This window comes from Idiomarina sp. OT37-5b (assembly GCF_002968395.1).
In the GTDB taxonomy this organism is placed as follows: Bacteria; Pseudomonadota; Gammaproteobacteria; order Enterobacterales; family Alteromonadaceae; genus Idiomarina; species Idiomarina aquatica.
The window spans coordinates 794,975-807,610 of sequence record NZ_CP027188.1 but is presented as its reverse complement, the minus strand read 5'-3'; the positions used below and the strand labels follow the sequence as shown (position 1 = coordinate 807,610).

Here is a 12,636-nt window from a genome sequence, read left to right as displayed (position 1 = left end):
GTTTGTGCTACGCACGGCTTTTACCGCCGTCAGGCAAACAGCCTCAGCGGCCGGAGGCTCGCTAAAAACAGCCGGTCCGGAGGGCCAAATAGCCGTCGCGCAGGATGCGCGACCTACAAGTAGCGTTTGCGTTTTTTGGCCTTCAGCTTAGTCACATCAACCAGCACTAAACCATCAATTGAATTGGAAAAATCCGGGTCCACCCCGAACGCCAAAAACTGCACACCGCCCTTCTCGCATAAATCCGCATATTGCTTATACAGCGTCGGCACCGCGGTGCCCATCGACGCCAGATAACTTTTTAGATCGCAGAAGTCTTCTTCATAGCAGCCGCTTAAACGAAAATGCCGCGCGTCCGGCTGATACGGGTGATTGGCCACAGCCAAGGGTTGCTGCGCCGGAAAATAATGCCGGTAGAAGGTCACCAACGCCTCTTTCGCCGGGTCCGGCAAGGCATTACTGATACTGACCGAGCCGAACAGATAACGGTACTGCGGTCGCGCGCGCAGCAACGCACCAATGCCCATCCACAGATAATCCAAACTGCGTTTGCCCCAATAGCGCGGCTGAACAAAGGAACGACCCAGTTCGAGACCCTCAGCGTGAATATCCGACATCGCTTTATCAAACTGATAAAACGCCTGCGTATACAATCCATCTGAGCCGACCTTCTGCAGGATCTGTGCACAGTCACCCAGCCGGTATGCACCGGCAATCTCAAGATCCGCCGGGTCCCAGAGGATCAGGTGCATGTAATACCGATCGTGATCATCCAGATCACGGCGCTGCCAGGTGCCCTCACCGACGGCGCGAAACGCCACTTCCCGCAAACGACCAATTTCGCGCAGAATCGGCGAGCTGCCGGAAAATTCATACAACACAATCTGTTTACCGCAGGGCGTGGTGCCAAGTTGCTGACAGGCTTCGATGGCCTGCTTCAGAGTTTGGCGCGGCTCCGGCCGGGCAATCGCGGTCTGCGTCGGAAAAATCAGCTCTTTTTTGGTGCCCAATCGGTACAGATGTTTTTTCAGTAACTTGAGCTGCTGTTTTACCGGCAATAACCGTGTAGCGTCCAACGCTTTGAATGGGATCAGTTCACCAATCCGGCAACTGACGTGCTTGCGCTGCTGGCGGAACATTTCTTTGACCAGCAACAACGTTGCCAACGGTTTGTAAACCATCGAGGCGGTATAGAACAGTGCTGAATTATGCGCGTGCAGGCGGATCGGTAATAACGGCGCTTCACAGCGTTTCGCCAGCTTTAAGAAGCCCTGTTGCCAGCGCGTGTCGCGTACCCCTTGCGGCCGCAGTCGTGAAACCTCGCCCGCCGGGAACACAATCACCGCACCCTCGGCCTCAAGATGCCGGTGAATATTGCGAATGTCGTCACGCGAACTCTGGCCGTTGAACACGCGTACCGGCAGTAACATCGACTGCAACGGTTCCAGTTTCATCAGCAAATCGTTGGCAACGATCTTAACGTCAGCCCGCACTTCGCTGACCAGTTTCAACAGCGCCAGCCCGTCCAATGAACCGATCGGGTGGTTGGCAAAAATCACTACCCGCCCGTGGGTGGGAATGTTGTCCAGCTCGCTGCTGCGGTAGGCGTAGGAAAAGTTAAAGTAGTCCAACACCTGCTCAACAAAATCAATGCCGTTAAGTTCAGGATAGCGTTGGCTAAAATCGCGGATATCGCTCTCGTGCAGGAGGTTGCGTAAAAACCAGGTGGTGGGTTTGGCCAGCCAGGGTTTGTTATGGATCCGCGGCAGGCTCTCTTTTACAACGTCTTCTACATTCAACATGGGGCTGTCCTCATCGTTGCGATGAGAACAGCTTAAGCCGATTTTATGACATTAAGATGAATGGCCTTCGGCCGGCTTTTTGCAGCTGCGCTGCGGCTACTTGTCGCTTCGCGACGGCTGTTTTTAGCGTGCCTTCGGCCGCTAAGGTTGTTTGCCTGACGGCAGTAAAAGCCATGCGTAGCACAAACAGCCGCAACGAGCGCAGCGATGTTGCTAACAGCCGCGCCGTAAGGGGCAAATAGCCATTATTTCCGCAGGTATTGCGCGGCCAGCATCGTGACCGGTGCCGCCGTCGGCTTACCGTGTTGCCAGTCACCGCCCTCAACACCACTGCCAGCAATATCAACATGGACATAATTCAGCGGTTTATCACTGGCAATACCATGCTCATCAAGACCCGCAACACCGCTTAAAAACGCCATCGGGAACTGATGTCCACGGGCGGTTGTTGCTGACGGTCCGTTGTTTGATGACAGCAGATCATCACACAGCGTGCGGCCTTTAACGAAGTCAAAATCCTCGCGCCGCGACCAGGAAATTTCTGCCGGGTCACCAAACACTTCGCCGACCTCAAACAACTGCTGAGCCAGCTGTGCTTTACGCGCCGGTCCGTTTGGCACCAACGCTGTGTACGGACCTTTTGCCAAGGCCGCATGGCCGGTTAGGGTCGCCACAGTAAACAGATCACAAGGTAACTCACTGGCGGCGGCCTGCTCACGCAGATGCGACAGCAAATCAGCCATTGCCAGGCGCCCTTCCGCGTCGGTGTTACCGATGCGTACCCGTTTGCCGCTGTGGCCGGTAATGATTTCATCAGCCACAAAAGCGTCGGCGCCGATGCTGTTGCGCACCGCGGCAATTTCCGCGATCACGTGCAGATGTTCCGGCTGTACTTCAGCAACCGTTTTAACAAAACCCGCCACCGCAGCCGCACCGCCTTTATCACGGCTCATGCCGGCCATGTGACCACCGGTTTTCAGATCCGCACCACCTGTATCGTAAACAATCCCTTTACCGGCAAACATCACCGTGCGCTCGGGCTTGCTGCCTTTGTACTCCAGTCGAATGACGCAGGGACGGTGACGTTCTACGTCCATCGACGCACGCCCGACGGCAGCCGCCAGTGGGTACTCATGCTGCAGTTGTTGATAATCGTCGATCACCGTGACTTTAACCGCCGTGTGTGCAAACGCTTGTCGGCAGTACTCGGCAAAACGCAGCGGAGCCATGCGCTCTGGCTCGGTTCCGGCAAGATCACGGGCCACCCGTTTACCGGCTTCCAACGCCATTGCCCAGTCACGGTTCAGCGCACCGACCAGGGTCACGTCTTTGGTCGGCTCAATGTCATCTTCGCCCAGCGCTTCGCGCGCTTCCAGCGGCTGATACAGCGCCTGACAAACACCCAAATAGGCTGCCAGGTGCGCGTTCTGATAGCGTTCGTCCTGAGTATTAACCGCATTCAGCATCAGCACCGGATGGCGGGCGCCGGCGTCCTGCGCCATTTTAGCGGCTTTAGCGGCGGCATCGAAAATTTGACGAACGTCATCATAGTCACGGTTCAGTGGCCCGGTCGGCGCAAGCACCAGACGCTTGCCCGGCACACCGTCCTGCAACAACAGCAAGGTTTCCTTGCCAATGCGCTGGTCAGCCTGTTGAGCCCCACGAATGGCTTCACTAAGCTCGGTATCGTCGATGCGGTCAAACGGGCCGATCACGATCAGCGCATCGACGTTTTGGTTTTCTTTCGCCTGCGCCAGTGATTCCACGCAGTGTAATTGTGCAAATGCCATAATTCTTTTACCTCCGGTTAAGGGCGTGTTAGCTGCGGCGCCACTGGGTGCCGTCAGCGCCGTCTTCCAGCACGATACCCATCGCGGTCAGTTCATCACGCGCTGCATCGGCTGCCGCCCAGTCTTTTTCTGCTCTGGCGTTATTACGTTTGGCGATCAGCGACTCGATCAATGCCACATCGTCGCTGTCGCCCTGAAGAAATTGCTCCGGCGCCTGTTGCAACAAGCCCAGCACCTCAGCCAGCTCTTTCAGCACACTGGCCAATTGTGCCGCCTGCTGCGGCTGGCTGTCACGGACACGGTTCAGCTCGCGGGCCAGATCGAACAGCACACTCATGGCTTCCGGCGCATTAAAATCGTCGTTCATCGCGGCGCTGAAACGCTGCCAGTAAGGATCACGCAATTCCGCACTTACCGCTGCCGGCTCAATGCCGCGCAACGCCGTGTACAAACGTTCCAACGCGGCATGCGCTTGCTCTAAATTGTCCTGGGTGTAGTTCAACTGCGAGCGGTAATGGCTCGACAGCAAGAAATAACGCACGGTCTCGGCGTCGTAAGCGTTCAGCACGTCACGAATGGTAAAGAAGTTACCCAGCGACTTTGACATCTTAACGTCGTCAACCTGCACCATGCCGCTGTGCATCCAGTAGTTAACGTAGTCTGACTGGTTAGCGCAGCAGCTTTGCGCAATCTCATTTTCATGGTGCGGGAAGGTCAAATCCGAGCCTCCGCCGTGGATATCAAAGGTTTCACCCAGGTGTTCTTTATTCATCGCCGAACATTCAATGTGCCAGCCCGGACGGCCCGGTCCCCAGGGTGAGTCCCAGCTCGGTTCTCCGGCTTTCGCTTTCTTCCACAACACAAAATCCAGTGGATCGGTTTTCGCGTTGTCCACTTCGACCCGGGCGCCCGCCTGCAGTTGCTCTAAGTCCTGACGACTGAGGCGGCCATAATCAGCGAAGGTGGACACATCAAACAACACGTCACCATTACTGGCAACATAGGCGTGGCCGTTGCTCAGCAAGCGCTCGATCATAGCAATGATTTGGTCCATGTGTTCGGTGACCCGCGGCTCAACGTCCGGGCGCAGCAGGTTCAGGGCATCGAAATCCTGATGCATTTCCGCAATAAAACGCTCGGTCACGGCGTGGAAATCTTCACCGTTTTCCATCGCCCGGCGGATAATTTTGTCGTCCAGATCGGTGATGTTGCGAACGTACTTGACGCTGTACCCCAATTTGCGCAGATAGCGCACCACCACATCAAAGGCCACATAGGTACGCGCATGGCCAATGTGACAGAAGTCGTAAGTGGTAACACCGCACACGTAGATACCCACTTTGCCGGGGTTAAGCGGCGTAAACGTCTGCTTTTCACGAGTCAGGGTATTAAACAGTGTCAGTGCCATGGTTGCTGCGCTTCCTTTTTTCGATGGTTGATAAGATTCGGTTAAAGCACTAATGATACCACTGAACGCAACGCTCTGGTACACTAGCGCCCGGTTTAGTCATTGTTACAGGATACCAATATGCAGGTTGTATTACACACAAACCACGGTGACATCACGCTGGAAATGCATCAGGACACCGCGCCGAATACCGTTGAAAACTTTTTGAAATATGCTCGTGACGGGTTTTACAATAACACCCTGTTTCACCGGGTCATCGATGGGTTCATGGTTCAGGGCGGTGGCTTTGAGCCAGGCATGAAGCAAAAAGAAACCCGTGACAATATCGAGAACGAAGCCAAAACCGCGAAGCCGAATACCGTCGGTACGGTTGCGATGGCGCGTACGCCGGATCCTCATTCCGCATCGTCGCAGTTCTTCATTAACGTCAATGACAACAGCTTCCTGAACTTCCAGAACGAAACACCGAATGGCTATGGCTATTGCGTGTTTGCCGAAGTGGTGGACGGAATGGATGTGGTTAACACCATTAAAGGCGTTAAAACCGGTTCTGCTGGATTCCATCAGGACGTACCGGTTGAAGATGTGGTCATCAAGAAAGTCACCATCAACGACTAAGCGTTGTCATGACGACTGCGTTTATCGCTGATCTTCACTTATCGCCGGCGCGGCCAGACATCACGGCCGCGTTCAGCGACTTCTGTCAGCAACACCAACACCTCGATGCGCTATATATTCTCGGAGATTTATTCGACGCCTGGTTAGGCGATGACGATCCCAGTGATTTTGCCGCGCACATCAAAGCCCAGTTGCGGCAGTTAAGTGCGGCGGGCGTGGATGTGTTCTTCATGCCCGGAAACCGGGACTTTATGCTGGGTCAGCGCTTTGCCGATGAGGTCGGTTTAACCATACTGCCTGATGAAACCGTGATTGAGCTGGATGGCGAACCTGTGCTGTTAATGCATGGCGACACCCTCTGTACCGACGATGTCGATTACCTACGCTACCGCGCCATCATCCAACACCCGATCAGTAAATTTGTGCTGCGTCACCTGCCGTTGTCACTGCGTATGCGCATCGCCCGCAAACTCCGCGCCGGTTCCGCCTCAAAACGTCCCAACCTGAGCCAACAGCGGTTGCGGCAGATGGATGCCCAACACCAGGCCGTGCTCGACGTCATGGCAAAACATCAGGTACAACGACTGATCCACGGTCACACCCACCGCGCCGCCATCCACGCCTTTTACGCCAACGGCCAAAAAGCCCAACGCATCGTACTGGGCGACTGGTACGACGCCCAAAAAATAGTCAACCCCAAACGATATTCAGGCATCTACAAAAAGTAACTTTCGCCCGAGGCGCACCCACGAGAGATTGTCAGAAGATACCGGAAGAGGTAACTTGCGCCCGAGGCGCAAGCTACGAAAGTTCAGATCGTAAGTAGCCATCGGCTTAGCGCGATGCAATCGCGCGTGCCGATCGGGAACAAACGTAAATTCACCGATCGGGAACAAACGTCGATTCACCGATCGGGACCAAACGTCAATTCACCGATCGGGAACAAACGTCAATCCACCGATCGGGCCAAAACGTCAATCCACCGATCGGGAACAAACGTCAATCCACCGATCGGGCCAAAACGTCAATTCGCCGACCGGCCCGATCGGCGACATGAACATCAAGACATAAACGTCGGACCAAACCCGTTGGTCCACAGAATTGCCGTGGTTACCATCAGGATCACCATCAGGATAAGACCGGCAGTGACCACCGAACTGGCGTACAAGAAACCACGCTCTTCCGGAATGTGCATCAGCACCGGAATACCCGCGTACAGCAGATATACCGAATACGCCACACCCGCTAAGAAAATCAACGCCACGAACCAGAGTTCAGGGTACAGCGCTGCAATACCGGACATGATCACCGGTGTCGCGGTGTAAGCCGCCAACTCCAGCGATTGCGTGTAGCTCGGATCAGCGCCAAAAGTCTTCGCCATCCAGTACACTAAGTAAGCCAAAGCAAAGGTCGCAGCAATAATGCCAAGGTACATTGCAACCCCAAGCATCACCGCACTGCCCTGCGTCAGAAAAATAGACTCGCGGGCGCCCACGCTCCAACCGATGTGTGCCGACGCATAGTAAGCGGCAACACAGGGTAAAATTGCGACAAACAAAATATGCGTTAACGAATTAACGATACTTTCCCGTTTTGCGTCAATGGTTTTCCACTCTTCCATTGGATGAGCGTATAGACCCCAGATGTGATTCAGTATCATAATTGACTTCCCCATTTAACGCGGCTCTGCCGCCCTTGTTGTTCCCATAATGCTGATCACAGTAACGACTGTCATCATCGCTGTCCGTTATAACGGCTTCTTGTTGTTATTACGTGCTTCTCACTGTTTGAGCGCACAAGTGAGTAAAAATTCACCTTAGCCTCTACTATTGAGAACATTTTTTAACCTGTCAAGATCTTTTATTTAACAAAACAAACACTTTGTTAACAATACGTAATAAGCACGGAAACCGATGCCGCTGAGATTCAATTTTTCACGCTATTGGCGTAAAATAGCGGCTCATTCATCAACACCAACTGAACTTTCGTATGAGCCATCGCTTGTCCCACGACGACATCGAATCGTTACTGACCCCGATAAACTCCTTCTTACAGTGCCGTACGCCCGAAGCTTGGCTGGAACGGGCAAAACAACCCGAAAGCCTGCCGGTGCTGTTACGCGATCATATGGTGTGCGAATTAAAGGCGGCGCAGAGTGCGATGCTGCTGATCCGCCGCTACGCGGTCGACGAAGACAGCGGTAATGCGCTGCTGGCGTGGCTCAAACCCTATGAAGATTTTACCTACCGCATGGTGGGCGACTGGCGCGACCTGGCTCAGCATAACCGTCTCAATAAGCGCATGGTGCCGAAATCCGATCGGCCCTACAGCCAGGAGTTGATTGATAAAATGGTGCTGCTGATAAAAGAAGAGTTGCATCACTTTTATCAGGTGCTGGAAATTGCCCAACAGCTCGGCATTGACTACGACAAGCTCACATCCAGCCGTTATGCCCGGGGACTACTGACCCACGTGCGCACTTACGAGCCGGCGGCGTTAATCGACAAATTGATTTGCGGCGCCTACATCGAGGCGCGTTCCTGCGAACGTTTTGCCGCCATCGCGCCCTATGTCGATGAACGTCTGGGGCAGTTTTATGTGTCGTTACTGCGTTCCGAAGCCCGCCATTACCAGGACTATCTGACCCTGGCTCAACAGTTCTCCGATGAAGACATCAGTGACCGGGTTAATTTCTTCGGTGCCATTGAACGCGATCTTATCCTGCAGCCGGACACCGATTTTAAATTTCACTCGGGTCTCCCCGTCTAAACTGATCGTAGCTTGCGCCTTTGGCGCAAGCTCACTGTATCAGCCAACAACCTGATCTCTGCCCTGGCGCTTGCCTTGGTACAACGCATCGTCCGCTACACTTAACCAGGTTTGCAATTCAGCGTTGCGCGCAGCAAAGCAGCTGACTCCAATGGTTACCGTCAAGCTTAAACGCTCACCGGCATTGTCAATCTCCTGCTTTGCTATCTTTTCCCTAACTCGTTCAGCAACTCGCGTTGCTTCATCGAAAGCAAGCTCCGGTAGCGCGACGGTAAACTCTTCTCCCCCCCAGCGGGCGATAATGTCTCGATCCCTAAAACAAGTCATCAAACATTCGCCGACCACTTTAAGGGCGACGTCGCCAATCTCATGACCGAAGTCATCATTGAATTGCTTAAAGTGATCGACATCAATCAACAGCAAGCTAATAGGTGTGTCAGAACTACGATAGTCTTCAAGTAATCGATTAAAACGGTTCTCAAAGCCGCGGCGGTTAAGCAGTCCGGTTAACGCATCGGTTTCTGATAAGGTCTGTAGTTTTTTGTTTGCAACCTTTAGTTCACGAGTGTGCAAGGCTATCTGCTCTTGCAACTTACGGTTAACGCGTTCCAGGTTTTTAACTCTCACCCGACTTACGATATAAATTAATAAGATAAAACCGGTACTAGCAAAAAATAATGTCCAAAAGCTGTACCACCAGGGGGGATCAACAGTAATCCTCAAGCGCAGTGGTTTATCACTCTCAGTACCCTGACTGTTTCTACCCTCTACTAATAACTCATAAGTGCCTGGTGCCAACGAGTTAAGATCAATTGACAGTTTCGACATCCAGTGACTCCAGGAGTCGCTGACACCCGATAACCGATACCGAATCGCATTTTTCTCCGGTGTCCTAAAGTCTGTAACACCAAATGATAACCGCAACGCTTGAAAATCATCTGGTAACAGTATCTCCCTGGCTGTTAATGCAAATTCTCGCGTAATGTTTTTGTTGTCTACAACAATACCGGTCAGTGCAACCTTCGGCGCTATCTCGGAGATGTTGAGGGATTCAGGCTGGAAACTGATAGCACCTTCCAGGCTTCCTAACGTGACTTCACCATCACTTGAACTGTCAATAGCATGCTCCAGAAAGTTTGCAGTGGACAGTCCATCTGCTTTTCCGAGAGTAATTATTTTGCCAGATGAAATACTGATTCGGGCTAAGCCACCCAGACTAATTACCCATAGGTTTCCGTGGTCATCATCGGTCATACCCAGTATCCGGTTAGAGGGCAACCCGTCGGACTCGGTGTAGTGTAGGACAGCCCCCGTTTCAAAATGATAATTCCAGATACCGTTATCACTGCAAAGCCAAATTGAATTTGGGTCAGTGGCATACGCACACGTGAGCGTGTGATCATTAAACTCGCCTTTTACCCGTTCCTGGTTAAACAAATTTATTAAACCAGAATAACGTGTTGCGATATAAATGCCCGAACCTTCCGTATCGATAATAGAATACGCTTGGTCACCTAGCAATTCGTCAAAGGTGCGGCTCTGCCAGGAAAAGGTTGCTGTCTCGCGATCGTAGCGGGCAACGCCCCGGCCCCAAATACCGAGCAAGATATCACCATTTTTCATCTCATGAATAGCTGTGAGCGTTGCCTCATCAAGACCCAAATGTTCATTCATTGCTGTGTTACGAATCAACTCCGGGGTGTCGCTGGACGTTTTGATAACGGTCTGATTCGTACCAATCCACAAATCCCCAGAACGATCAGCATAAAGCACGTCAACTTTGCGTACGCCCAATGCTTCCGGGAATGGGTAAAAGTCCCAATATTTAAGGTCCGACCGGCGTTTAAAGATCCCCTCGTCATTGGCCAACCAAAGCGTATCATCACTTGCATAATGAACCGCCTGTACCGGAGCCTTTGCTGCACCTAGTGAACTCATCGCCAACGGGTCGACAAAGTTTTGACTCAGTGTCATCCCTTTAAACAACCCCTGACCACGTGTACCGACCCACAGAGTGTTGTTCTCATCCAAATGCAGCGACCTCACATCGATATTTTGTAAAGTTGCCCAATCGTCACCCTGTTTAACAAACTCTTTTTTATTTAAATCAAACTGATACAGACCGTTACCGGCGCCTATCCACAAGGTTGGTTCCAAATCGGAACCGGTTTCCAGCACGAGATCGTTAACCCTTAAATTGACTGAAGAAACATCGTCATTGTTTTTAACGGCTTGGAAAGCACGGCTATTTTCAGATAAATAATACAGGCCATGGTCTGTGCCCGCCCAGAGCGTATCTCCAATGAGTTCTATAGTCCTTACTTCGTTAGCGCGATTTTCACCAACGTTATCTGCATCGATGTAGTAGCGCGTCCAGCTTGATAGATCTTGGGCGACTCGGAACAAACCTTGCGAGCTGGCAATCCACAGCCAACGTTCTGATTCCGTAATCCACCAAATTCTGAGGTTATTTAACGGATGTTCAGCATCAATAAATTGTAGAGAACCCGCATTTCTATTACTCGTGCCGATATCGATATACTGTAGACCGTTCAACGTTCCTACCCATAGTCTTTGTTGACGGTCTATATACAATGTTTGTACTCGGTTATTTTTTAATAACCCGCTATTTTTGCCAGCCTTAAATTGCGTCATCGCCTGTGTCGCTGAATTCCAGGCCACGAGACCATGCCCCCAAGTTGCAGCCCAGATGTTATCGTTATCAATCCGTAATTTAGAAAAATCGACGGACTGTTCAGTACTAAGAACACTGTCGGTCCAGCGCACAAATTGCTTGCCATCAAAGCGCAAAATACCATCGGTATCTGTTGCCAGCCAAAGCAGACCATTGCTATCCGTTGTTATGTGATAAATCGATGACTGGCGAGCAGCAATATTGTGCGCGACGCGTGAAAATTCTTTAGTGGACAGGTTGCTCTCGGCATTGCCGGAAAAGCTGCTGAACAATACTATAAGGAGGATGCTGAAGCGTACTACAGCCACAGTAAGGCACTTCGTCATAACGTTTTTTTTACTTCCGTATAAAACGGTAAGATTACGCGAATACGCTAATTCTGACAACTCTGTCCAGTTTCCCAAACGGGTAAAACCGCTAACTCAACGACCCCGCATCCGGGTGCGATCGCACCCGGCCCTTGAGCACATTTTCACCGACCTGCGACAGCAGTGGGTTATTTGGATCGGTCGAAACGCCTTTTGATTTCGCCTTCATCGCGGCTGGTAAATCCAGTACCGGCACTGTGGCATCCAGTTGTGCCGCCATAAAGTAAGCGACCGAAAAGCGCTCGGTACCCGGTTTGGGCGCGCGCACGCGGTGGTTGGTGGCCTGCAGAAAACCGTCAGACGCCAGCTCCAGCAGCTCACCAATGTTCACCACAAAAGAACCGGACAATGGCTCGACGTCCAGCCATTCACCCTGATGTTCCACTTCCAGACCGCTTTGTTGATCCTGCAGCACAAACGTCAGATAGCCCGGATCTTTATGCGCACCAACGCCCTGGCTGGAGGCTTCCGTGCCCGGGTAGCGGATAATTTTCGAGTGGGTGTAAGGACCGTCGCGGAAACTGTCATCCAACGCATTCCATGCGACACCCAGCGCCTGACACAACGCCCGCAGTAAGGTAACGGCTATCTCTGTCTGCCGCAGAGTTAAGCTCAGTAACTGTTCCCGCAACGGCGGCAACGCCGCCGGCCACAAGTTCGGCCCGATCACCCGCTGCCAGTCATACTGTAGCTGCTTCGGCGCCGGCTCTTCGTTCATCCAGTCAAACTGTTCGCGCATATCAACGGCACCGGCCGTGACTTCCTGACCAACCGCGTTGTAGCCACGAAAATGCGGCGAATAGGCCATACTGACTTGCTCTTTGGCCGCTTGTGATAATGCAAAGAAACGCCGACTGACGCGTAACACGGCGTCCAAATCAGCCTCCGAAAGGCCGTGCTCGACCAGATAGAAAAAGCCCACCTCACTGGCGGCCCAGAGCAACCGTTCGCGCTCGGCTTGCGTGTCTAACTGTTTGTACGAAATGATGGGTAACTGCTGTATCGCCATCGTCGCCACCTCTTAAACCATGATGGCGTCGATAATAAATCCGATACATAAGGAAGCGAACGAACGATTTAATCTATAATAGGCAGGAATGGAATATGACTAAATTAGCTGGCTCGGTGGTCCGCTTTGCACCGCTAAACCGGCGGCCGCATAACTCCGATGCGTACCGCCGGAAGC

At 52.4% G+C, this 12,636-nt stretch carries 9 protein-coding genes; 3 read left to right on the top strand and 6 right to left on the bottom strand.

The genetic code is table 11. The features are described 5' to 3' along the window. Positions 1-113: 113 nt before the first annotated feature. The 3 genes from C5610_RS03645 to cysS all read right to left on the bottom strand — a co-directional run bounded on the left by C5610_RS03645 (position 114) and on the right by cysS (position 5,000). Positions 114-1,802 carry a GNAT family N-acyltransferase gene (locus C5610_RS03645; RefSeq protein ID WP_105305949.1) on the bottom strand — a complete coding sequence of 563 codons (1,689 nt, stop codon included), beginning with the start codon at positions 1,800-1,802 and terminating at the stop codon, positions 114-116. Positions 1,803-2,047: 245 nt separating this feature from the next. After that, positions 2,048-3,592, bottom strand: a complete 1,545-nt coding sequence (locus C5610_RS03640) for a M17 family metallopeptidase (RefSeq protein ID WP_105305948.1) — start codon at positions 3,590-3,592, stop codon at positions 2,048-2,050. A 28-nt stretch (positions 3,593-3,620) separates the two neighbouring features. After that, positions 3,621-5,000 carry a cysteine--tRNA ligase gene (cysS, locus tag C5610_RS03635; RefSeq protein ID WP_105307697.1) on the bottom strand — a complete coding sequence of 460 codons (1,380 nt, stop codon included), beginning with the start codon at positions 4,998-5,000 and terminating at the stop codon, positions 3,621-3,623. 120 nt (positions 5,001-5,120) lie between these two features. Here cysS and C5610_RS03630 point away from each other — a divergent pair, with 120 nt between their 5' ends. Together C5610_RS03630 and C5610_RS03625 are read left to right on the top strand one after the other, a co-directional pair. After that, on the top strand, positions 5,121-5,618 hold the full coding sequence (locus tag C5610_RS03630) for a peptidylprolyl isomerase (RefSeq protein ID WP_105305947.1): 498 nt from the start codon (positions 5,121-5,123) through the stop codon (positions 5,616-5,618). An 8-nt stretch (positions 5,619-5,626) separates the two neighbouring features. Continuing rightward, positions 5,627-6,346 (top strand): UDP-2,3-diacylglucosamine diphosphatase, encoded by a 720-nt coding sequence (locus tag C5610_RS03625; RefSeq protein WP_105305946.1) that lies wholly within the window; start codon positions 5,627-5,629, stop codon positions 6,344-6,346. Positions 6,347-6,678: 332 nt separating this feature from the next. Here C5610_RS03625 and C5610_RS03620 read toward each other — a convergent pair whose 3' ends face one another. Further along, complete coding sequence (locus C5610_RS03620) at positions 6,679-7,278, bottom strand: Yip1 family protein (RefSeq protein ID WP_105305945.1); 600 nt, start codon at positions 7,276-7,278, stop codon at positions 6,679-6,681. A gap of 329 nt (positions 7,279-7,607) precedes the next feature. Here C5610_RS03620 and miaE point away from each other — a divergent pair, with 329 nt between their 5' ends. Then, positions 7,608-8,387 (top strand): tRNA isopentenyl-2-thiomethyl-A-37 hydroxylase MiaE, encoded by a 780-nt coding sequence (miaE, locus tag C5610_RS03615; protein WP_105305944.1) that lies wholly within the window; start codon positions 7,608-7,610, stop codon positions 8,385-8,387. Positions 8,388-8,426: 39 nt separating this feature from the next. Here the strand turns inward: miaE and C5610_RS03610 are convergent, their stop codons facing one another. Beyond that, the gene (locus C5610_RS03610; protein ID WP_158682653.1) at positions 8,427-11,390 is read right to left on the bottom strand and encodes a ligand-binding sensor domain-containing diguanylate cyclase; all 2,964 of its coding nucleotides are present in this window, start codon (positions 11,388-11,390) and stop codon (positions 8,427-8,429) included. A 109-nt stretch (positions 11,391-11,499) separates the two neighbouring features. Then, positions 11,500-12,459, bottom strand: coding sequence for an isopenicillin N synthase family dioxygenase (locus C5610_RS03605; RefSeq protein ID WP_105305942.1), 960 nt, complete (start codon positions 12,457-12,459; stop codon positions 11,500-11,502). Positions 12,460-12,636 lie beyond the last annotated feature (177 nt).